The organism is Arthrobacter sp. 2762 (assembly GCF_040548745.1).
Lineage (GTDB): Bacteria > Actinomycetota > Actinomycetes > Actinomycetales > Micrococcaceae > Arthrobacter.
On sequence record NZ_JBEPSI010000001.1, the window covers coordinates 26,845 to 48,897 of the forward strand.

The 22,053-nt window shown below is 61.4% G+C and carries 23 protein-coding genes and 1 tRNA gene; 5 read left to right on the top strand and 19 right to left on the bottom strand.

Annotated features, from left to right (window positions below; genetic code table 11):
• Positions 1-63: 63 nt before the first annotated feature.
• Genes tmk through ABIE18_RS00120 form a run of 3 tightly spaced genes read left to right on the top strand, consistent with a single transcriptional unit; the run spans position 64 to position 3,502 of the window.
• The gene (gene tmk / locus ABIE18_RS00110; RefSeq protein ID WP_499720613.1) at positions 64-738 is read left to right on the top strand and encodes a dTMP kinase; all 675 of its coding nucleotides are present in this window, start codon (positions 64-66) and stop codon (positions 736-738) included.
• On the top strand, positions 735-1,886 hold the full coding sequence (locus ABIE18_RS00115) for a DNA polymerase III subunit delta' (protein ID WP_499720614.1): 1,152 nt from the start codon (positions 735-737) through the stop codon (positions 1,884-1,886). Before tmk ends, ABIE18_RS00115 begins: the two co-directional genes overlap by 4 nt.
• A gap of 8 nt (positions 1,887-1,894) precedes the next feature.
• The gene (locus tag ABIE18_RS00120; RefSeq protein ID WP_499720615.1) at positions 1,895-3,502 is read left to right on the top strand and encodes an alpha/beta hydrolase; all 1,608 of its coding nucleotides are present in this window, start codon (positions 1,895-1,897) and stop codon (positions 3,500-3,502) included.
• Between the two features lie 25 nt (positions 3,503-3,527).
• Here ABIE18_RS00120 and ABIE18_RS00125 read toward each other — a convergent pair whose 3' ends face one another.
• On the bottom strand, positions 3,528-4,259 hold the full coding sequence (locus ABIE18_RS00125; protein ID WP_499721355.1) for an HAD family hydrolase: 732 nt from the start codon (positions 4,257-4,259) through the stop codon (positions 3,528-3,530).
• A gap of 242 nt (positions 4,260-4,501) precedes the next feature.
• Here ABIE18_RS00125 and ABIE18_RS00130 point away from each other — a divergent pair.
• Positions 4,502-4,574 (top strand) — tRNA-Thr (locus ABIE18_RS00130).
• Between the two features lie 88 nt (positions 4,575-4,662).
• Here the strand turns inward: ABIE18_RS00130 and ABIE18_RS00135 are convergent.
• Genes ABIE18_RS00135 through ABIE18_RS00145 form a run of 3 tightly spaced genes read right to left on the bottom strand, consistent with a single transcriptional unit; the run spans position 4,663 to position 7,651 of the window.
• Positions 4,663-6,069, bottom strand: a complete 1,407-nt coding sequence (locus tag ABIE18_RS00135) for an amidase (protein WP_499720616.1) — start codon at positions 6,067-6,069, stop codon at positions 4,663-4,665.
• Positions 6,066-6,281, bottom strand: a complete 216-nt coding sequence (locus ABIE18_RS00140) for a hypothetical protein (protein WP_499720617.1) — start codon at positions 6,279-6,281, stop codon at positions 6,066-6,068. The genes ABIE18_RS00135 and ABIE18_RS00140 overlap by 4 nt, the downstream gene beginning before the upstream one ends.
• Positions 6,278-7,651 carry an amidohydrolase family protein gene (locus ABIE18_RS00145; protein WP_499720618.1) on the bottom strand — a complete coding sequence of 458 codons (1,374 nt, stop codon included), beginning with the start codon at positions 7,649-7,651 and terminating at the stop codon, positions 6,278-6,280. Before ABIE18_RS00145 ends, ABIE18_RS00140 begins: the two co-directional genes overlap by 4 nt.
• A 92-nt stretch (positions 7,652-7,743) precedes the next feature.
• Here ABIE18_RS00145 and ABIE18_RS00150 point away from each other — a divergent pair, with 92 nt between their 5' ends.
• Positions 7,744-8,673, top strand: coding sequence for a polysaccharide deacetylase family protein (locus ABIE18_RS00150; RefSeq protein ID WP_499720619.1), 930 nt, complete (start codon positions 7,744-7,746; stop codon positions 8,671-8,673).
• Positions 8,674-8,756: 83 nt separating this feature from the next.
• Here the strand turns inward: ABIE18_RS00150 and ABIE18_RS00155 are convergent, their stop codons facing one another.
• The 15 genes from ABIE18_RS00155 to ABIE18_RS00225 form a co-directional block, all read right to left on the bottom strand.
• On the bottom strand, positions 8,757-9,476 hold the full coding sequence (locus tag ABIE18_RS00155) for a maleate cis-trans isomerase family protein (protein WP_499720620.1): 720 nt from the start codon (positions 9,474-9,476) through the stop codon (positions 8,757-8,759).
• Positions 9,477-9,478: 2 nt separating this feature from the next.
• Positions 9,479-10,096, bottom strand: a complete 618-nt coding sequence (locus tag ABIE18_RS00160; RefSeq protein ID WP_499720621.1) for a cupin domain-containing protein — start codon at positions 10,094-10,096, stop codon at positions 9,479-9,481.
• A 113-nt stretch (positions 10,097-10,209) separates the two neighbouring features.
• Positions 10,210-10,932: an aldolase/citrate lyase family protein gene (locus ABIE18_RS00165; RefSeq protein WP_499720622.1), complete on the bottom strand. Its 723-nt coding sequence runs from the start codon at positions 10,930-10,932 to the stop codon at positions 10,210-10,212.
• 63 nt (positions 10,933-10,995) lie between these two features.
• Positions 10,996-11,421, bottom strand: a complete 426-nt coding sequence (locus tag ABIE18_RS00170; RefSeq protein WP_499720623.1) for a cupin domain-containing protein — start codon at positions 11,419-11,421, stop codon at positions 10,996-10,998.
• Positions 11,421-12,353, bottom strand: a complete 933-nt coding sequence (locus ABIE18_RS00175) for a polysaccharide deacetylase family protein (RefSeq protein ID WP_499720624.1) — start codon at positions 12,351-12,353, stop codon at positions 11,421-11,423. The genes ABIE18_RS00170 and ABIE18_RS00175 overlap by 1 nt, the downstream gene beginning before the upstream one ends.
• A 38-nt stretch (positions 12,354-12,391) precedes the next feature.
• Positions 12,392-13,216, bottom strand: coding sequence for an MBL fold metallo-hydrolase (locus ABIE18_RS00180; RefSeq protein ID WP_499720625.1), 825 nt, complete (start codon positions 13,214-13,216; stop codon positions 12,392-12,394).
• Positions 13,213-13,989 carry an MBL fold metallo-hydrolase gene (locus tag ABIE18_RS00185; RefSeq protein ID WP_499720626.1) on the bottom strand — a complete coding sequence of 259 codons (777 nt, stop codon included), beginning with the start codon at positions 13,987-13,989 and terminating at the stop codon, positions 13,213-13,215. Before ABIE18_RS00185 ends, ABIE18_RS00180 begins: the two co-directional genes overlap by 4 nt.
• Before the next feature lie 34 nt (positions 13,990-14,023).
• Positions 14,024-14,701: a cysteine hydrolase family protein gene (locus tag ABIE18_RS00190; RefSeq protein ID WP_499720627.1), complete on the bottom strand. Its 678-nt coding sequence runs from the start codon at positions 14,699-14,701 to the stop codon at positions 14,024-14,026.
• A gap of 79 nt (positions 14,702-14,780) precedes the next feature.
• A complete protein-coding gene (locus ABIE18_RS00195) occupies positions 14,781-16,376 on the bottom strand; it encodes an ABC transporter substrate-binding protein (RefSeq protein ID WP_499720628.1) in 1,596 nt (531 codons plus the stop codon).
• A 27-nt stretch (positions 16,377-16,403) separates the two neighbouring features.
• Positions 16,404-17,234, bottom strand: coding sequence for an MBL fold metallo-hydrolase (locus tag ABIE18_RS00200; protein WP_499720629.1), 831 nt, complete (start codon positions 17,232-17,234; stop codon positions 16,404-16,406).
• Positions 17,235-17,243: 9 nt separating this feature from the next.
• Positions 17,244-18,071, bottom strand: a complete 828-nt coding sequence (locus tag ABIE18_RS00205; protein ID WP_499720630.1) for an MBL fold metallo-hydrolase — start codon at positions 18,069-18,071, stop codon at positions 17,244-17,246.
• Between the two features lie 51 nt (positions 18,072-18,122).
• A complete protein-coding gene (locus ABIE18_RS00210; RefSeq protein WP_499720631.1) occupies positions 18,123-19,208 on the bottom strand; it encodes an ABC transporter permease in 1,086 nt (361 codons plus the stop codon).
• Positions 19,205-20,008 carry an ABC transporter ATP-binding protein gene (locus ABIE18_RS00215; RefSeq protein WP_499720632.1) on the bottom strand — a complete coding sequence of 268 codons (804 nt, stop codon included), beginning with the start codon at positions 20,006-20,008 and terminating at the stop codon, positions 19,205-19,207. The genes ABIE18_RS00210 and ABIE18_RS00215 overlap by 4 nt, the downstream gene beginning before the upstream one ends.
• A 2-nt stretch (positions 20,009-20,010) precedes the next feature.
• Positions 20,011-20,904 carry an ABC transporter ATP-binding protein gene (locus tag ABIE18_RS00220; protein WP_499720633.1) on the bottom strand — a complete coding sequence of 298 codons (894 nt, stop codon included), beginning with the start codon at positions 20,902-20,904 and terminating at the stop codon, positions 20,011-20,013.
• Complete coding sequence (locus ABIE18_RS00225; protein ID WP_499720634.1) at positions 20,904-21,791, bottom strand: ABC transporter permease; 888 nt, start codon at positions 21,789-21,791, stop codon at positions 20,904-20,906. Before ABIE18_RS00225 ends, ABIE18_RS00220 begins: the two co-directional genes overlap by 1 nt.
• Positions 21,792-22,053: the final 262 nt, after the last annotated feature.

The following is a 22,053-nucleotide window of genomic DNA, read 5'->3' on the forward strand; positions in this document are numbered from 1 at the left end:
AGTCGTGGGCGAGCCTGTGGATGAAAGCCGTTACGGTTTGCCCCTGATCGGTAGGCTAGACAAGTGAGTATTCAGAGCCCCGGCCTTTTCATCGCGTTCGAAGGCGGAGATGGAGCCGGCAAGTCCACCCAGGCTGCCCGGCTCTGCGACGCCCTTGAAGCGCGGGGCCTATCCGTGGTGCGCACCCGCGAACCCGGCGGGACTCCCATTGGAGAAAAGCTGCGCTCCCTTGTCCTGGACCATGGCCACGGCACCATCGATGCCCGCACCGAGGCCCTGATGTTCGCCGCGGCCCGGGCAGCGCACGCCAGCCAGGTAATCCGCCCGGCACTTGCGGCCGGGCAGATTGTCATCACCGACCGCTACATTGACTCGTCCGTTGCCTATCAAGGTGCCGGCCGTGGGCTTGGGGCAGAGGGTGTGTTGTCCCTTAACGAATGGGCCACCGAAGGCCTGCATCCGGACCTGACTGTACTGCTCGACGTCGAGCCCTCCGACGGCCGCGAACGCCGCACCGCCGGCGCGGCTGCTGAGGACCGTTTGGAATCGGAGCCGGACGCGTTCCATTCCACCATCCGCCATGCCTTCCTTGACCTCGCAGCGGCTGCTCCCTCGAGTTATCTGGTGCTGCCTGCCAAATCAGACATTGCGACGCTGGCGGCGCAGATCCTTGAACGGGTGGAATCCTTGCTGGCTGAGCGCGGGCTGGGCGAGCGCGTTTCAGGGAACCACCTGTGAGCGTTTGGGACGACCTCCAAGGCCAGGCGCCCGTGGTTGCCCAGCTCAAGCAGGCAGCGCAGGGCGAAACCGGCCTCACTCATGCCTGGCTCTTCACCGGTCCTCCGGGATCGGGTCGATCCAATGCTGCCAAGGCTTTCGCCGCCGCGCTGAACTGCGAGCAGGACGACGTCACTTTGCGTGGCTGCGGCGAGTGCGCCGCGTGCCACACGATCCTCGGCGAGACGCATTCTGATGTGACCTTCGTGCGGACCGAAAAAGTCACCATCACCATTGACGAGGCCCGCGAACTTGTTTCAAAGGCCGGGGACCGCCCCGCCACTGGCCGTTGGCGGATCATCATCGTTGAGGACGCGGACCGCATGGCGGAACGAACCACCAACGTCCTGTTGAAGGCCATCGAGGAACCAACCCCGCGTACCATCTGGATGCTGTGCGCCCCATCGCCGGCAGACGTGCTGGTTACGATCCGCTCGCGCTGCCGTCCCGTCAGCCTGCGGCTTCCCCCAGCCTCCGACGTCGCAGCATTGCTGGTGAGGCGCGACGGCATCGATCCTGAGCTCGCGGACCGGGCTGCCCGTGCCGCGCAAAGCCACATCGGGATTGCCCGCCGCCTCGCCCGTGACGCGGACGCCCGCGAACGCCGTCTCGAAACGGTTCGCATCCCCCTGGGGCTACGTGGGGTTACGGCAGCGGTGATGATGGCGGAGAAGCTCGTCAAGATCGCCACCGATGAAGCGAACAGCTCCAATGATGAACGCGACGCCGCCGAGAAAATTGCGCTCCTGGCAAGCCTGGGTGCACCGGAGTCAGGCACGCTGCCACCGTCCATGCGGAGCCAGGTGAGGCAACTGGAGGACGACCAAAAACGCCGCGCCAAGCGCTCCATCACGGACTCGCTGGACCGCACACTGACAGATCTGTTGTCCTTCTACCGGGACGTCCTGATCATCCAATTGGGGAACGCCGTGGAGCTGGTCAACGTTGAGCTCAAGAACGATCTTGAAGAATACGCCGCCCGCTCCACCCCGGAAGCGACCCTCGCCCGGATGGACGCGATCAACAAGGCCCGTGTCCGCATTACCACCACCAACGTTGCGCCGCTGTTGGCGGTCGAGTCCATGGCGACGAGCCTCATCCAGCAATAGGAGAATCCATGAAGTCCGCACCTCGCCGGCCCGCCGGTACCCCCTCAAGGGACCGGTCTGTCCAGCCTGCTGCGGCCGGGGGCGGCCAGCGGGGTCTCATGGCCATCTGTTTGGCCCTTGCCTCCCTGCTGGTGCTCAGTGCCTGCTCCTTGCCGTTCCTCCCAACACCTACGGCCAAGCCGAGCACCAGCACTGTTGACCCGTCCATTGCGGCCTCGGCGCCTAAGGGCCTCGAAAAGTACTATTCGCAGTCCGTGAAGTGGAGCTCGTGTGAGGACGGGTTCCAGTGTGCTGAGGTGAAGGTTCCCTTGGACTACGGCAGTCCGGACTCCGCCGAGATCACGCTGTCCGCCATCAAGTTACCCAGCACGGGCACCAAGAAGGGCTCCATCCTGGTCAATCCCGGAGGTCCGGGCGGCTCCGGCGTCGATTTCGTCAAGGATGCGGGAAACACGCACTTCACCGAAAAGCTGCGCGCCAACTTCGACATGGTGGGGTTCGACCCCCGCGGCGTCAAGCGGTCCGCTCCGGTCACCTGCATGTCGGATGCCGAACGCGATGCCGCTCGCGAAAAAGTATTCAGGAAGGACACAGACCAAGGTCTGGCCGCCGCCCTGGCCTTCAACAAGAGCCTGGCTGAGAAGTGCGTCGAGAAGACCGGACCCGTGCTGGAGCACATTGATACCGTCAGTGCTGCCAAGGACCTGGACGTCCTGCGCGCCGTGGTCAACGATGCCAAGCTCAATTACCTTGGCTATTCCTACGGCACGTTCCTCGGTTCCACGTACGCGTCACTGTTCCCAGAGAACGTCGGGCACCTCGTCTTGGACGGTGCCGTGGACCCGTCCATCAGCAACGAGGAACTGACTGCGGGGCAGGCAAAAGCGTTTGAAAAGGCCCTCCGCACGTACGTCGACGACTGCCTTCGTCAAAAGGAGTGCCCCCTCAGTGGGTCCGTTGACAACGGAGTCCAGGAAATCAGGGATCTCATCAACGCAGTGGACCAGAACCCCCAAACAGCCAAGGACGGGAGGCTGGTGACCGGGACAGAGTTTGTCAACGGGCTCTTCCTCCCGCTCTATGACGACCAAAGCTGGCCGGCATTGACCCAGGCCCTGGACAGTGCATTCTCCGGCGACGTGTCCCAGATGATGCGCATCGCCGATCTCGGTGCGGACCGCGAAGCCAACGGTACGTACAGTTCAAACTCGGCATTCGCGTTCCAGGCCATCAACTGCCTCGACTACCCGATGGTCACTGATACGGCCGGGATGAGGGCTGAGGAAACCCGCCTCAAGCAGGAATCTCCAACGTTCGGCGCATTCTTCGCCTACGGCGGGGTCACCTGCAAGGACTGGCCGTACAAGAACACCCGTACGCCTGCCCCCGTGGACTACACCGGCTCCGCCCCCATCGTCGTTATCGGCACCACGGGAGACCCGGCCACCCCCCTGGAGTGGGCACAGTCCCTGCGCAAACAGCTTGAAAACGCCTCTCTGGTCACGTGGGAAGGTGAGGGGCACACAGCCTACGGTCGCTCGAACTCGTGCGTCAGCACCGCCGTCGACGATTACTTTGTTGACGGCAAGCTGCCGCAGGACGGGCTCCAGTGCTAGGTCCCCTGCGACGCAAGTAGTGAAGCTAGACGTGCCTGGCTTCGCGTTTCTCCAGCAGGAGCGGGAGCTGCTTGATGGAATTCACGACGACGGTGGCGCCAGCTGCGCGGAGCGTCGCCTCGGAGTGGGAGCCTGTGAGGACGCCGGCAATCAGCGATGCGCCCGAGCGGACCCCTGAGAGCATGTCTGAGCTGGTGTCTCCTATGACGGCCACCTCACGGACATCGTCCAGGTCCAAGGCGAGCAACGCCGTCAGGATCATGTCCGGGAAGGGGCGGCCCCGTCCGGCATCTGCCGGGCACAAGCTAAGGTCCGCCAAGCCCATCCAACCCAGTGATTCGAGGACCATGTTCTGCGTGTGGCGGCCAAAGCCTGTGGCGAGGCATACCTGCATGCCGGACTCCCTCATCCAGATAATGGCATCCTCCGCGCCCGGAATCGCGCGGATACCACCGTCCTCGATCAACTCGTCGTAGGTCTTCTCGAAGACCTTGTTTGCGCTCTCTGCCACGCTCGCATCACCGAAAAGGTCCCCGAAGACGGCCATTTTCGAGAAGCCCATGGTGTCACGTGCGTAACCGAGCATGCTCTCGAAGCGGCTGCTGCCCGGCTCCACGCCGTGCTCGGCCAAGGCCCTCGACAGGGCCCGCTCCGTGCGTCCTTCGTCGGTAATGGTTGTCCCCACCATGTCCACCACAGCCAGCCGCAGCCGCGTGGGAGTGTGGCTGGTATCCCTGGTCAGTGCGTCCCCGGTCATTGCGTCCCCGGTCATTGTGTGGCCCCTTCGGCTGGTTGCGTGGCGGGTTTACTTGGCGGGATGAACCGCCACCGTTGATTTCCCAGCCTCCGGCGGCAGGGAGAAGGACGCCTGAACCCGGCCCGACGTGCAGGTGAACATCCCCGCAACGGCCGCCACCGCCCTCGTTTTGACCCGGGCGCGGTGCCTCTATTACAGTTATGTCTTGCGTGATCGCCCGGGAAACCGGTGATGGACGCGGTGCTTCCTTAGCTCAGTCGGTAGAGCGTTTCACTCGTAATGAAAAGGTCATCAGTTCGATTCTGATAGGAAGCTCGGTAGAGAACCCCTGGAAATCAAGGATTTCCGGGGGTTCTCGTTGTTTTGCGTGTCATCAGCCACGCACACTCTGACTGTCAGATGCCTACGCAACAGTTTGTGGCAGCGTGCGGACCGGCACAAACCCCTTCCATTGGGTGGCGCGCTCATAGGCTTGGGCGATCGCGAGCACTGTGGCATCGGTGTATTCCGGTCCCATAATGTGCAGGCCAATGGGCTGCCCGTTGGCGAAGCCACAGGGAACACTGACCCCAGGCATACCGGTCAGGTTTGCAGCTGACAGCATGCGAAGGGCTGCGGACAGGGAACCCTCGTCGGGAGAGCCTGTGAGTTCAGAGGACATCGCCTGGGCCAAAGGGGCGATCGCCGGAAGCGTAGGTGACACCACTGCGTGCACTCCGGCCTGTGCCATGGCGCGCGGTAAGAACCGCCTGAGGTGCTCCCTTACCTGCCACGCCAGATGAACGTCTTCCTCCGAAGCCAGTGCACCTGTTTCGATCATGATGCGGGTGGCGGGCAAGTATCGTTCCGCCGCGCTTTCCAGCCTGGCTCGATGATGCTGGGCAGCTTCGGAAAGTGAGATTGCGACGCTGGCATGCAGGGCAAGGTCAAGCTCGGGGAGCGGAAGTTCCACGACCTCGAATTTAAGGTCCCTGAATACACGCAGAGCTCCTTCCACAGCCTCCCTGACTTCGGCGGCGACCCCCCATTCCGACCACATTCTGCGATCAACCCCAAGCCTGACCGGGGCAGCAGCGTCACGGATTTGCGCTGACACAGGTCCCCCAAGCAGGGCGATACCGTGTGGTTCCACCATGCCGTCCAGTAGCGCCGCACAGTCCTCGACGCTCCGGGCAATAGGCCCCACTTGATCCATGGTGTGGCTTACGTGAAGGATGCCGGAGGAAGACACGACGCCGTAGCTGGGCTTCAGCCCTACCAGACCATTGATGGCGGCCGGGTTTCGGACCGAGCCACCCGTATCGGTTCCCAGCGCTCCGGGAATTGATCCCACAGCCACGGCAACACCCGATCCAACCGATGAGCCGCCTGCATACCGGTCAGGATCCCAAGGGTTTCGCGACGGTGGAGTTCCTTGTCCGAAAGCGAACTCATGTGTTTGAAGCTTTCCGAGGATCACGGCACCACTGTCACGGAGTTGACGAACCACTCCGGCGTCGTCCCGCGCGATATTCCCGCGGAGACTTTCGGAGCCGGCCTCGGTCGGCATCCCCAGGACATCGATGACGTCCTTCACCCCAACGGGGATCCCGTGAAGGCCGCCTGCGAACTGGCCTCCGACTGCCAGGTGATCGGCGATGCGGGCCGCTTCACGCGCGCCGCGTTCGTCTATATGAGCCCAGGCTTGGGCATACTCCTCCGTCGCCTGGGCACGATCCAGAACAGAGTCGAGCAGTTCAACCGCTGACAATTGGCGGCGACGGACGAGTGCTGCCGCTTCCGTGATGCCCAGCTCCCATGCTTCGGTCAAGGATTCGCCTCCCGTTTCGCGCTACTCTCCTTTTCCAGAAGAATTTGCTGTTCAAAGGCAGCCTTCAAGGAATCCATCCCGGTCCGGAAGTCGCGGTACGCACTCTCCAGAGCGGGAAGGTCCTGCTGCGCAATCGAAGCTCCAACGAGCTCGCGGACGATGGCCAGATCGTGACTGCTTAGCGGGAGCGCCTCCTTGAATGGCCCACTCATCGGTGAGCCTCCGGGGTGAGCTGCCCATTGCGGACCACGCAGACGCCGTCCACCAGGACAACGCGTACATCGCGGAAATCCTCGGCGTTGGCGACAACTACATCTCCGGCTCTCCCGGCCTCAAGACGCCCTCTTCCGGGCGCGATACCCGGGATGAGATCAGCCACAGCAGAGGTGGCCATTGCAACGGCACCTGCCAAGGATCGGTGTCCGTGCGCCACAATGTCCTGGACGGCAGAAATTAGCTCGTCATGATTGCCGTCGTGTCCATAATCGGTCCCGATGACCGAGATCAGTCCGGGTTCCTTAAGCAGCAAGTCCCAGTGCTCACGCGTCTTAACCGTTCGCCTGCGGTGCAGGAGATCAAAAACCGAAGCCTCGGCAGGCCAACCCATTTTGTTGCCCAGGACAGCCAGTTCGTGGGCCTCGGCCGGCGTGTGGGAAGGGTGGTTCGCGTGGGCAGCGATGAGCGTGGCTGCAGTTCCCTCAAGTTCGGGCATCAGTTCCCTTAAGAGGCTGGCGGTCGCCGATGCACTGTGGACGATGGCCGGAACGCCGAACTTCGACGCCGCACGGACGCCCTCCCGAATCCCTTCCATGGCGGGGACAAATGATGGCATCACCGTATCCCTGACGAGCTTCGCCAATTGGGTAGCTGTGAAGGCATCCGCCAGTCCTGCCTCCCTGGCCGCGTCGGCCAGCTCAGCCGGATCGAATGCACGGATGTCGATAAACCTGCCAAGGACCGCTTCCTTGATACGGCGGGCTTGACTAATATTGACTCGAATGCCGGAGGATTTTTGGATAGCCGCCGGGATGTAGAGAAGGTCCTGCCCTCCCCCGCCCAACGTTTGACCGCCGCCCAGCTCCCCGATGGCGACAGCACCGTCGTCGAGCATCCCTTCAATGGTGAGTTCGCCCGCCTCGGCTGTAAGACCCTGCCCGTCCGCCAATGCGGCGGCCTGCAAGCAATGTGGCAGATGCGTCGTTGCACCACGGACGTGCACGGCGTGCCTTTTGTCTGCTTCGCGGACATCGTCCATGGAGGCGAAACCACAGAGGCTGAGCACTGTGGTGGTTCCCGCCAGAAGGTGCCTGTCCAGATTCGCCATCCATCGCTCGGCAGGCAGCGCCGGTGCCGCACTCGGGAACAGCGGGCCCGGGGTCACTCCGTGGGTGTGGATATTGATCAGGCCTGGCATGACCACGCAGCCGGACGCCTCGATGACTTCGCCGTCAAACGGCTGATCTGCATCCCATCGGTGGAGCACATCCGCAATGCGGCCATCGCGGATGACTACCGCGCCGCCGTCGATGACTGTGTCGCCGGACGCCGTAATAACGGTGCCTCCACGGATGAGCGTAGACATTCAGGCCTCTCTCGACTAGTTTCATCATATCGAAGTTTGCTTCACTATAGCCGTAACGCTGCGGCGCAGGAACCCCCGAAATGGAGAAGCCAATGGCACAGCCACCCACGCAGCGGGATTTCGTCGGATATGGCGAAACGCCGCCAGAGTTCCGCTGGCCGGGCAATGCCAGGGTGGCGGTTTCCCTGGTGATCAATGTGGAAGAGGGCGCTGAGCGCAGCATCGCCCGCGGCGACAAGGCCGACGACCTGGCGGCACACTGGATTCCCGCCCAGCCAGCAGCAGCACGGAACATCACACTGGAATCGGCGTTCGAATACGGCTCCAGGGCCGGCATCTGGCGCTTGCTGAGGATCCTGCGAAAGCATGGCGTCCAGGCCACCGCGTTCTGCTGTGCCGTAGCATTGCAGCTCAACCCTCCAATTGCTGCCGCATTGGTCCGCGACGGTCATGAGATCGCAGATCACGGGCACCAGTGGGACACGCACACAGACCTCGACGACGACGCGGAGCAGCGCCTGATTGTCGCGTCCAGGGATGCGATCAAGGAGAGCACAGGCCACGTCCCCACGAGTTGGTACTCGCGGGATGGACTCAAGCCGGGGACCCGCCAGGTGCTCGCCGCCAATGGGTTCGCCTACGAATCGAACAGTTTCAATGACGACCTGCCGCATTGGGGCAGTGGCCAAGGAAATCCGCGCCTTCCCGTCCTGCCGTACGCAGGCGATACCAACGATTCCGGGCTGTTCAAGCAATTCCCCACCGCGACAGCGTTCGGCAACCACCTCACCGCAGCTTTGGACATGCTGCTCGAAGATCCCCGCGGCGGCCCCTCCGTGATGAGCGTCGGACTACACCCCCGGCTCATTGGACGGCCAGCGTACGCGGTGGCGCTCGAGCGATTTATATCCCACGCACGCCACAAAGACGTCTGGTTCGCCACCAGGGCCGACATCGTCAATGCCTGGCTGCACGTTACGACGGCGGAGCAGACGACGGCGGGAGGCTCTCCGGCGTCGTAGGGCCACCTCATGTCGCAGGGCCAGCTACCAGGGCCTCCGGGGAAGCTGGCATCGGGCCACTTCCACTTCAAGGCCGGCCGCTTCTACTCCAAGGCCAGCAGCGCTCCCCAGCCCGGGATCGGCCGGGCGACCCCGGCAATGCGGAGCAGGTGCCAAATAGTCGCGATGGCACTGTCCACGACGGGAATGCCGAACTCCTGCTCAAGGCCGGACACGAAGTATCCCGCGCGAAGGTTGGTTCCGATGCACACCACGGCATCTATGTCCGCAGTGAAGGCGGGCCTCATCAGGCCCACGATTCCGGACCTGTCCAGCCGGGCTATTTCCGGGTTGGTCATCACAACCTCCGGAACCGAAATACACGTGACGTCAATGCCGTGGGCCGCGTACTCCTCCTGAATCAGCGAAGCAATAGTGCCGGGCCCCGGAAAAACGAGGCCGACGCGCGTCGCTTTCAAGGCTGCAAGGGCCTCAACGACGGCCACGGATGCAGTGGTTGCGGGCGCACCGCACACCGACTCAAGCCCGGCACAAAGTCCCTGATCGCCTGCGATGCCCGTCCAGGAACCGGATGTGCCGTGGAAGGCAATGGCTTGCAGCTCGGCGTCATTCAACAGGGAAGGAGCCTCTCCGAGGACGCCCAGGTCAACTGGATCATCAAGCCTTGGAGGCAGACGGAAGCGGCTGTAGTGCACTCCAAGGTCCGGCTGTTCCGCAAGGATCGATGCTGTGAGGGTTTCCGCATTCGAATTGCTCGACGGCACCAGGATGCCAAGCCTGGTCTTCGGGCCGGGACTGCCCACGGTTAGTGCGCTTTGCCGAGAGAGGGGGGCGTGGAGATCGCGAGCATGACTGCGGCCGAATTCGTTTGGTTGCTCCACCAGTGGGGCAAGGAAGCGTCGTACGTCAGGCTGTCACCGGCTTCCAGCACGAAATCCTGGCCACCGATGGTCGCCACCAGGGTGCCGGCCTGCAGGATGACACATTCCTCGCCCTCGTGGGAGTGCGGAACGTGTGCGCCCTCGAAGTTGGCTGGGATGGTCATGCTGATGACGCCCAGCTTGCGCTCCGAATCCGGAACGATCAGCTCCATGATGATGCCCTGGGAAGGAATTTCGATGCGTCGCCGGTCGGCCCGGCGTACCAGCATGTGGTCCTGGCCCTCATTGGGGTCCATGAACATACTTGCCAGCGGAAGGTCCAGCGAGTTTGCCAAACGAAGAAGCGTCGCAAAGGAAGGATTGCCGATCCCGCGCTCGATCTGGCTGATGAGTCCTGCGCTGACACCGGCGCGCTCGGCAAGTTCCTCCACGGTGAAGCGGCCAAGGCGCTGCTGCTTGATCATGGCCCCGAGATGTGCAATCCAGAAGTCGCGTTCCAGGGACTCGGCTACTTCGCCCTGTGCTGTGTCCGTACCGTCCACGACGACTCCTTCATTAGTCCTCGGTTTTGCGTCAGTATATCGAAGATGATTTCGCTTGGATGCCTTTTTGAAGACAACGGATTCGACGGCGGATGCGTCCTTGGCAAGGTTGCTCACGCCGCCCGCAACCCGGCGTAACCGGTCAGCATGGCAGCAACCTCTTTCTCCCAATACACGGCGCATCGGTCAGCTCCACGGCTGAAAACAGTGGCCGCGTCAGCCATGGCAGGCGCGGGCACTCCGATGCTGCAACCGGCACCTGCGACAATATCCACCACGCGCTGGATGGCCTCCTGCAACGCTTCCGGACGCTCTTCTCCGTGTCGACGGAGGTCTGCGGCGAGGTCCGTGGGGCCCACCCATCCTCCGCCAAATGCTTCACTGTCAACGAACTCCTTGACACGTTGCACGGCTTCCGCCGTCTCGAACAACACGGTCAGCAATGGAGAGAAGGAATAGTCCATGCCAAAGGACGAAGCGGGCGTGACTTGGTGAGGGCGCGATCCCATGGGGGCGTACCTCGTGGCTTCATAGGCCTGTTCGAGTTGGTCCACCGTGCGCACCTGCGGAAGGACGATCTCGCCCACCCCGGTGTTCGCGAAAGCCACCAGTGTGTTCGGCTCCAAGTCCGGTACCCGCACTGCCACGCGCACCCCGGTGCCAGCCAGGCGCTGCACTACATCGCCGCACGCCCGGATGGAAATGCCTGTCTGTTCAGCATCCAGGACCAGGAAGTCCACCTCGGCGTGGGCGAGGAGGGCCAGCAGGGTAGGCGTGGGGTCGGCAGTGATGATGCCAACGCTCCGTTTCAGGGTCGGAGACTGTTCCTGGTTCACGCGTGGGTCCCCCTGAAGGTGGTGATGACGAATGGATCCGGCATTGGGCGTCCGCTGGAGACTTCACTCATCCGGGACGAATTGCCAGTCAGCAGGCTTGCTCACACCAACTACGAGGTCCACATTCTCCGAACCGTCGTTGGTGAGTCCGTGGGTAGTCCCGCGGGGGATGTAAATGCCATCGCCCGGTTTTGCCCGGTAGTTAAGGTCGCCAAGATGGACAATCGGGGTCCCGCTGATGACAACATAGAACTCTGACGCGTCCGGGTGGTGGTGGCACAGGTGGTGCTGACCGGGAAGGATCCGGCCCCAGCTGACGCACAAATCATCTGAACCGCTGAGGTCCCGGGAGATGAGCGTGCTGACCAGGCCTTGGTCGCGTTGGCCGTTCAGTCCTATCTTGTCCAATGCAGTAAAGCCTTGCTCGTGGACGTTGTGCACGAGCCGATCGATGGTTACCGTGGCAGTTTCTCCGTCTCCTGTTCCCATCAGGCGGCCCCTTCGAAAGCAGCCTCGGCCGGTGTGGCGTTAGCCTCGACAGGCGGGTGCTCCATCCACCACCGCGCGATCTCCTCGCGGGTGGCGAACCAGACGCCCTCTTTGGCGAGTGCGTACTCCAGAAAACGGCGCACTCCTTGGGCAACGCTGGGCCGGCCGCCGATCCTCAAATGCAGCCCGACGGACATCATCTTGGGCACCGTTTCGCCCTCAATCAGCAGGCACTCCAGGGAGTCCTTCAACACGTTGAAGAAGTCCTCCGCAGTGCCGAGGCTACCGTTGCCCCAGAAGCGGGCATCGTTCGTGTCACCCGAATATGGCACCACCAAGTGATTGTGCGTGCCGGCCTTCACATAGTACGGAAGATCGTCTGCATAGGAATTGGAATCGTAAAGAACGCCTTCCTCGGCCAGGATGGTCCGCGTGTTCTCCGTGATGCCCTCACGGACATACCAACCCACCGGCCGCACTCCGGACACGGCCTCGATGGCGGCCAACGACTTCCGGATTTCCTGCCGTTCTTCATCGGGCTCCATACCCACGGTTCCGCGCCACTTGTAGCCGTGTGCGCAGATCTCATGACCGTCCCGGACAATAGCAAGGGCCGCATCCGGATTCCGTTCAAGGGCAGCTCCGCATGCCATGACGGTTGCTGGAACGTTGTACTCCCTCAACATGCCCAGGTAGCGCCAGATGCCAACGCGGCTGCCGTATTCGAAGAAGGACTCCTTCATGAGGCTGCGCCGCGTCGGATCAGCGGACCACCCGCCAAAGATCGAAACATCCTCGTCCCGCTCATCGCCGGCTTCGATCGAACTTTCAGCGCCTTCCTCGTAATTCAGCACCAAGGAGACGGCGACCTTGGCGCCGTGGGGCCAAGTGACAACCGGGGGATTCTCCCCATATCCAATCAGGTCACGCATTGACTCTCTCCTTGCTGTTCATGGTGACGGGAGTTCATTTAGAGCCGCCGCCCTTCGTAAACCTTGCGGTGGGCAGCCAGCGATGTCTTGAGCATGCCCTGGACGTCGTCAATGACGTTTCCGTGGGCGGGCCCTATCAACCTGGCTGGGTAGTTTTCCAGGGATTCCTCAATGCTTCGGAACGCACTGCCGACATCAACGAATTTGGTCCAGTACAGCGCACGGCCCGTGCCATACGCCGCCTGCTCCACGGACGGCGGTTCCGGCATCTCAGAGGAGAGCAAGCGGCACTGCCCTGGCAGATGCACGGGTTCGTCGTCCTCATCCGGTCCCGGTATGTCGTGGATGTAGGAAAAGCCATCGGAAACGAACATGATTGCCGCACCGGAGTCATAACCCCAGAGAGTGTTCTCCAGATCGCGAATGTAAGCCGGAAGGAAATGGAACTCCCTGTCCCCCAGATCAACCGACTCCCCGGCACGCTTGGCTTGCAGACGATCGGCATTCTCAGGGAAATGAAGCGCATAGTCACGAACGTCCCCCACAACGACGGCCGACGGATAACGCTCCAGCAGAACGGGAAGATTGCCGGCATGCGGGATTTCCGGATGCGTTGGAAAGACGTAATCAAGCGATCGGCTTCCAAGCGCATCCTCCAGTTCCGCCAGGACCGTATCCCTGTGCGCGGGATCTCCCGTGTCCACCAGGATCGATGCTTCGGAGCCCACCACCAGGTATGACGAGACGTGGTAGTGGACTTCCTGCCCCTCGGCGCTGGCGGACAGGCAACCGCCCAGCCAATGCACACCTTCTGCGATGACGCGACCCTTGGTGAGCTCCCCGCCTGAGACCTCGGCACTCACTGGATACCTACCTTCCTGATCGCCTCGGCCAGGGCGCCGGCCTCGGCAGCAGATTCGCTCACGCCAACGATTGGCTCGCCGTACCCGGGTCCGATGGCCTCAACCTCCCGCCGGAGAACTATTTCTTCAACATCCCTTGCGATGCCGCGCGTATCAGCCTGGCCAAACCACTGGAATTTCTGCAGTCCCGGCCCCGCTGGGGAGCTGCCCGTGGAGCTGCCCGTAGAACGATGCGTGAATGCGTCCGAGGTCAGGAGCACCTTGGAGACTGGATCGAAGATCCACAGTGTTGGCAGCAGCCGCATCAACGGCGATACGAACTCCAACGTCAGGCCGTCCATAACCTCCACTTCACGCGAGGTTCCAGGATTGACCATGATGCGCTGCGGTGATGCAGCCATCCTCGGTACTGTAATTCCGCCGGTGTACCAGACCGATTCGACATTGAACCGTGCTTCGATGGCCGGAAGGTTCAGGCAACATTCCATTTCCGTTCGTGTCAGCACCACAACCAGCGGTTCCCCTTTTTCCAGGAGTGAGTCCAACTGCCGGATGATGTCTGCCTCATGAAGCCGGATACCCGTATCCACCAGCACTGAGCCGTTGTCTCCCTTAATGAGGTAGCAATTGACAGGCTGGGTAGTCCGGGTGCCGGGCGGGCACCAACTGACGTTTTCATCCAGGACGATATTCGCTCCCAAACGATGAACACGGTCTCCAATGAGGGTGTGGGCGCCGGTGACCGCTACCCGTTGGGCTGTACGTGGATTCAACGGCTTCTCCTCTCTGTGGTTCTCGTCAGTCGAATCAGGAGCTGGCGCTGGCCGAATCCCACACCTCAATGGCCTGGTCCAGCGTGCAGACATCGTGGCGGGCCCTCATGACAGTCAGCGCAGCGTCGTGGACCACGGTGTCGTAGGCGCCGACAGCGTCCTCTATCAGGACTGCGTAGAAATCGTTGTGGACCGCATCCCGCAGCGTGGCCTCGACGCAACCGCCCGTGGAGACGCCTACCAAAGCGACGGATTCGATTCCCTGGCTCCGCAGCAGGAGGGCCAATTCCGTGCCTACGAATGCGCTCGGGCGGCGCTTGGTGATGATGACTTCGCCTTCTTCGGGCATGCACTCGGCGCAAAACTCCGTAGCCGGATCGCCTTTGAGGCTCAGCCTGCCAAGATCGATCGGCCGCCCGTTGGCAGCCGTGTATAAAGCCCGCAGCCAAGCGGGAGGCGAGCTGGCGCCGTCGGGAAGGTTTTCGACCCGGATGTGGAAGATCGGCACACCGTTCTTCCGGGCGGACTCAATTGCCCTGCCGCAGCGCTTGGCCACGGAAGGCATCATGCTCAGGTCGTGGCCGGAATCGCCGATGGCGCCGCCGGCGTAGACAGCCCCTTCCTGCATATCGATAACCACAAGGGCCGTAGTGGCCGGATCCAGTAACTCCTGCAGGGTGTCGCGGACCTGCTTTCCGCAAATTTCAATCATCGGAAGTCTTCCTTCTGTAAGGTGATGCCGGCCGGGTTTCGACGGCGACCGGCCGGCATCACGCGTAGCTACTGGCGGCCTAGCGGCCCAGGGAATTGAAGTGGATTTGGCCATTGGTCAGTGGAACCGCGCCCGAGAGACCCTCCCTGGTGACCAGCACTCCCCTGGTTTCAACGAGCGACAGAATGGCTGCGCCCTCGTCCACCAGCCCGGCCATCTTCTTCAAGAGGCCATCGCGCTTCTCCGTTTCCTGGTCCGGAGTGGCTGCGAGTTCGCTGCGTGCCTTATCGAATTCAGGGTTGGACCACCCGGTGCTGTTACTGGGGGCGGCACTGCCGTAGAACGCGTAGCTGTAGAAGGCGGGATCGGCAATGACGATCGGCTCCGAGTACAGCACGGCCTGGTAACGGCCGTCGATGAGCGCCGTCGAGAAGTCGGTGGAGCTGGCCACATTCTGCAACTGGACGTCGATGCCGACTTCCTTGAGCATGGACTGGATCAGGACTGCGGACTTGGCCGCTACAGGCCCCGGACGCGTAACGCTGTAGCTGAGGGTCATCGGGAAGCCATTGCCGTATCCGGCCTCGCTGAGCAGCTTCTTGGCTTCGTCCTTGTTGAACTTGTAGATCGGAGAGTCGTCAACATTGGGGAAGATCGATTTTGCGGGTTCACCGAAGCCTGCGTACGCACCCTTGATCAGCGCTTCGCGGTCGATAGCCATGGACACCGCGTGCCGAACCTTGGGATCGGCAAGTGGACCGGTCTTCGTGTTGATCATCATGGTGTCGCGGGTCTGGCTGGGGCAGTTCATGACAGTCACGCCCGGAGCCTTCTCCAGTGACTTGTACTGGTCGTATTCAAAGCCATTGGCTACTTGTACTTCGCCGGTTTCAACCAGCTGGCTGCGGGTAGCGGTGCTCTGGACAGCCTTGACGGATACACGCTTCACCGTGCCGCGAGTGCCCTCCCACTGAGGATCCGCCGTCACGGTCAGGGATGCGCCGGGAGTGAATTCTTCCAGCTTCCAGCCGCTGTAGTCGGCGAGGTTCTTCGAAAGCCAGGCGTTGGCGGTGGGGTCATCAGCCGTCGCATGCTTCTTTGCTTCCGTGCTGTCGTGGATGTAGAAGAGGTTGTTTTGCAGTGATTCTTCTGTGTAAGAGGTAAGTCCGGTGGTGTTCAGCTGGAAAGTGCGCTCGTCGATCACCTTGACCAGGTTGTCAACATTGAAGCCGCTGCTCTTCAGCGTCCCCTTCATCACCGGCTGACGCTTCATGCCGATATCGAAACTCCATCGGACGTCCTCGGCCGACAGGGTGTTTCCAAACTGACTCGTGAGCTTGCGAAGGGTGACAATCACGCCCGTTCCATCAGGGCTTGGTTTGGCGCTTTCGGCCAGGCGGCCCGATACCTCTGTGGACGGCGCGGGGCACGACTTGCCGTCGCTTGTTCCCATCTTGTATTCGAGGAGTTGCGAGCCGAGTCCACTGAGCACTACGTGCGAGGCGCTGCCTCCCCAAGGCGCCGGCGTCAGGCTGTCAGGCAGGGCGCCCACGGCGACAACAACGTTTTCCATGGATTTGGTAGCTGCAGTTTGTGGGGCTGGACCCCCGCAAGCAACAAGGGCTGTGGTGAGGGCTATTGCAGCGCCTCCGGTGAGCAAACGCAGACTTTTCATGAAGGTGGCTCCGTTTATTGGGGGAAGCTACGACTGTGCAGTTTCGTAGCGGTATGCCCGCTTGTGGCCGGCCCGGATGATGGGCTCCACGTCGCGGATGTTGCTAATGAAGTTGCCGTGGGTAGGGGCCACGGAGGTGACGCCGAGTTCATCAATAAGATGAAGGACGCGATCGTAAACTGCGTCTGCGTCGTTTGCGAAGCGCGCCCAATAAAGGGCGCTCCCGGTGAAGAAGGCAGCGTTCTCGACGGCGATGGGAACCTGCAGTTCGCCGGTGGTCAAACCACATTCGCCGGGGAGGTGTACTGGATCTTCGTCGTCGAGTTCAGGACGGTGCATGTAACAGAAGCCGTCCGCAGTGAAGAGCACGCCTGCTCCAGGCGCAAATCCCCATTGAGTGTTGGGCAGGTCCCGGATGAGGGCCTCGACCACCACAAACTCCTGCCCACCCAGATCCACCGTGTCCCCGGGCACCTTTGCGTGGAGATTTGGAACGATCTGTGGGTAAAACAAGTGGTAGTCGCGGGTGTCGCCCACCACCTGGATGTTCGGATACTTCTCCACGAGCCTGGGCAGGTTTCCGGTGTGGGGAAGCTCAGGATGCGTGGGGAAAACATAGGTCAGCTCTCGTCCATCCAACAGCTCATCCAGAGTGCTTGAAATGATCGGCCAGCTGGACGGGTTGCCCGTATCGACCAGGATGGACGAGTGTTCGCCCTGGACCAGGTAGGTGGAGTTATGGCCGTGGATTACGCGGTCGGCCAAATGGAACGGGAGGCAGGAACTCATCCACGTGACGCCTGTCGCGACGCTGCGTGGGAGGTCACTGCTCATCGTTTCTACGAGTTGTTCTTCCATGGTTCTCTCCTAAACCAACTGCGGGGTAAGGGCGTCGAGCATGAAATCGAGGTGCCGCCGCACCACGTCGCGTCCCTTGAGGACGCAGCCTCGGGAAGGCGCGATGATCTCGGGGTCCAGGGTGTGGAATTTGTCCTGGAGCCATTCCCTCAGGGGCTCGCACGTAGAGCGCGGGATCCACTCGTACTTCGCATACAAGTGCCCGGCTACCTGTTCCACCGTGGTGGTGTCCTCCACTGTGGAGTCGATGATGCGCTGGCCGTCAGGCCGATCCATCACGCCGTGGGTGAAGGTATCCGAGGTGAACAGCGTGCCTGTTTCCTGGTCCCAGCCCCAGAACGTGGGAAGGAGGCGAAGCAGGGGTGATTCCACTTGGAGCACGCGGCCGGGTGCTATCTCGATCTCGGCAGCCCGTGCAAGGGAGTCACCCTCTTCGGTCCTGTGCGCATCGATCTGGTGGCGCCTGCCTCGAAGTGCCATCCTGCTCAGGTCATCGAAGGCGTCGAAGGGGTTGATGACCCCTCCAGTGAAGAGCCGCTCGATGTCGAACCGACCGGCGATCGGTTCGAGGTTGGATACACAGTCCATCTCGCTTCGGGTGAAGAAGATGGATACTCCCTCGCCTTCGCCAATGAGCTCCGCCAGGTCATCGAGGATCTCGTCGCTGTGGACAGCCAAACCTGAATCAACCAGAAGGCGGGAAGTCCCTTCGGTCAAGAGGTAAGCGTTCGACGGCTGGAAGCCTGTTGCACCTTCTGGAACCCAGCTCACGCGGCCGTCGAGCGGGATGTTTCCGCCTAGGACCGTCAACTTGTCTGCATGCAATGAAGTGAACATATCTTCAATCTATTGAATCTGGAGTGTTTGTCAAGGATTTTCTCAGGATTCTTAGCCCTGCTGCACGGCAGGCTCTACAGCCGGCTCTGCAGCAGGGGCCAGCTTCGACGGACGCTTTACACCACTAACGACGTTGTTGCGCGTCCTGGGATCCAGCAGCGTGATAAGGGTGTCCAGCAGCACGTAACCAAGGAGGCTCGTGGCACCCATGATCAACACGAACCCCTGGATGACGGGGACATCGCCCTTAAGCACTCCGTCCAATGACCAGCCACCAACCCCTGGCCAGGAGAACACACTTTCCACAATTGCCGCACCGCTCAGCGCAGCCGCGAACAACAGCACCATGTAGGTCATCAGAGACCCCCGCACGTCGCTGAGCGCGTAGCGGAATACCTGAAGTGGCTTCAACCCGCATGCCCTTGCAAACTCAATCTGCGGTGAGTTGAGCACTTGCAGGAGGCCAGTCCGAACGGTCTTTCCAAAGGGAGCCGCAAAAAACAAGCCCATGGTAATGATCGGCAGCACGGCCCTGCTGAGGATGGACTGCATTGTCCCCCATTGCCCGGCGAGCATTGCATCCAGCGCCAATGATCCCGTGACTCTGGGTGGAGGGATGTCGGAGCTGGATAGCATGCCCAAAGGTGCGGGGGCCAGGTGGAGTTGTTGGTAGAAGATGAAGAGGAGAAGGAGTGCCAGGACAAACTCCGGCATGGCCATGAGGACAGAGACGCCGGCAGTGAATGCTTTGTCTGCCACGCGCCCATATCGGTATGCCGCGAGGGTACCCATTCCCATTCCAATGAGCAGGGCAAGCACAAGCCCCGGCACCAGATATACAAGGGTGTTGGGCAACCGCGTCCAGATCTCGCCCGAAACGGAGCTTCCCGTGAAGAACGAATTTCCCAGATCCCCACTCAAAGTTCGGCCAATGTAGTCGAAGTAGCGTTCCCAAAAAGGCTTGTCCAACCCAAGCTGGGCATTGATCCGGGCGATATCAGCTTCGGTGGCATACTCGCCCAGAAGTGCTACGGCCGGATTACCCGGGAGGAGGGAAACCAGCCCAAAGCTCAGGGTAATAAGTCCCAGGAGGAGCAGGAACGCAATGACAACACGGGAGAGGATGTAGCGGATCATGCCATGGCCTCCTTGGCTCCTGGGTTATAGGGAATGGGAGGCATCGCCGCGGACATCAGGGTCTGGGTGTAGGACTCTTGGGGATGGGAGAGAACGTCATCCGTGGAACCCGTCTCGACGAACCGTCCTCGGTGCATTACGGCCACACTGGTACAAAAGTGGCGGACTGTATCGATGTCATGGGAGACGAAGACGTAAGTTAATCCCCTGGCCACTTGGAGCTTGGCCAGCATGCGCAGGATGGATGCCCGGATCGTCAGGTCCAGCGAGGACGTCGGTTCATCCAGCACCACCAGTGTGGGGTCTGTCACGAGGCAGCGGGCGATGCCCACCCGTTGCTGCTGCCCACCACTGAGGTTGGCGGGACGCCTGCTGAGGAAATCCTGCGACAACCCCACTTCTTCGAGGGTTTCCGTGACACGGCGCAGACGTTCAGCCCGGGAGCCATATGTCTTTGCAACGATCAGCGGCTCTTCGACAATTTGGCGGATCGTCAAGCGGGGGTTCAGCGACGCGAAAGGCTCCTGGAAGACAATCTGCCAGCGCCGGCGTCGTTTCCTCAGCTGTGCTTTCGACAAGCCCCGGATGTCCTCGCCTTCCAGGAGGATTGTTCCGGAGTCGGCTTCAATGAGCCTCAGAATCAGGCGGCCAAGCGTGGACTTGCCGGATCCGCTTTCACCAATGATCCCCAAGGTTTCGCCCCGTTCGACGGCAAGTGAAACTCCGTCCACCGCGGTGACAAGCTGCCCTTGGGGGCTTCGGAATGTTTTCCTGACATCCTTCAGTTCGATGATGGGCATGGCTAGGCACTCCTGGATGGGGAGAGAACGGTGGGGTTCGTTATGTCGGCGCTCTTCGGCTGCGTGCCGTTAGGCCTCTCGGCTCCTGGCTCTGTCGTGGGGATCTCAGCTGCTTTCGGCTGTACAACAGAATCAAGCAGCGACACGGTGTAAGGATCCTTCGGGTGAACAAAAACCTCGGATACAGGACCATGTTCAACAATCCGGCCGCGGTACATCACCAGGACGCGATCGCAGTAGTTGGCCACCACTCCAAGGTCATGGGTGACAATCAACATCGATCGGCCGCTCCCCTTCGTCAACCTCGTGAGCGTGTCCAGCACTTGCCGCTGCACAGTGAGGTCAAGTGCCGTCGTCGGTTCGTCGGCAATGACAAGGCGTGGGTTGAGGTAGAGCGCCATGGCGATGACGACGCGCTGTGCCATGCCGCCGCTGAGTTCGTGCGCATAGCCACGAATAACGCGTTCGGGTTCGTTGACGCCGGAAGAAGCCAACAATTCGAGCGCACGGCTACGTAGTTCAGCGTCCGCCTTCAGGCCGTGGGCTTTGGCGATGTTCGCGAACTGCTTCTCGATGCGGACAACGGGGTTCAGTGCGCTGAAGGGGTTTTGCGCAACGAAGCCGATCTCTTTGCCACGGATATGGCGGATTTGCCGCTCTGGCAAGCGGATCAGATCCTGGCCGTGGAATTCGGCGGTGCCTTCCATGACACGACCGGGAGGCATCAGCAGCTTGATCACCGAGCGCACCACAGTGGACTTCCCTGATCCGGACTCACCCACGATGCCTACGACTTCGTTGGCGCCGACATCGAAGGAGATACCGTGCAGGGCGCGCGTTACACCGCCCCGGGAGTGGAACTCGGTCACGAGGTCCTGTACGTGGAGCCCTGTCATCATCGTGCCCTTTCCACTCGCTCGATCTTGGTTTCGATTCCCCCGGCGATCACGTTGAGGGAACCAATGGCCAGGAGCATGGCAAGGGTGGGAAAGGCAGCAGCCCACCATTCCCCCCGGATCAGCATGCTGACACCGTCGTTGATCATTGCCCCCCACGTAGGCGTAGGAGGTTTTACCCCTACGCCAAGGAAGTTCAAGGCAGCAATGGTTCCGAGCGCATTGGCCGCGGTGAGCGTTGCCTGCACCAGGACCACGCCATAAGCGTTGCGGAAGATGTGGTTGAAGGCGATGCGGATCGGCGAACAACCAATCGCCGCCGCGGCCTCCACATACCGTGCGGACCGAAGTGCCAGCGCAGCAGCGCGGGAAAGTCGCACAAATCTGGGCGCAGCCACGATAGCGATCGCAAGGACCACATCCGTTGCCCCGCCACCCATGAGTTTGATTGAGACCACGGCGATCACGATGATCGGAAGCGCTGCAAATGCGTCAATGACGCGCATGATGGCATCGCCGAGCTTGCCGCTGGTTGCGAACAGGCCCAAAGGAACCCCAACCACCAGGGACAAAGCTGTGGCGGCAAGGGCAACTGGAAGGTCAAGCTTCGCGGCTTCGATGGTACGGGAGAAAATATCCATCCCGTTGCCATCAGTTCCGAACCAATGGGTCCCGTTGGGTGCTATGCCGATCGCGTCCGTGTCCGGACGCAGCGGGTCATGCGGCAGCGGAGCCACCATGGCCATAAGCGGTAACCCCACAATGATGGTCACCGCGACGGCAACCATGATGGTGCTGGACCGGTTGATCAAGAGACTCTGGCCCCGCCGGGCCCACCCTGTGACCCGCAGGCCTGGCGATGTACGCGGAAGACCTTGAATGCTCATGGAGCCTCCTCACGAAGCCCGCGGGTGGTTGACAGGGAGTCTGCGGGCTTGCTCGAGTTGAGCCCACTCACAATGTATTGAAGATCGTCCTGACAGCGGACCGGTGGCTGGTACATGTTCAGCTCCTGTTCGGACATTGACGGGCGAAGGCCTCATATCAAAGTCTCATCACTTTATTGAATTTGACTGTAGCCCGAAGTGTGACGAATTGCACTCTTTTTGGAAAAATCGCTGGATCGGCGCGGGTGGTGCGCTGCGAGCG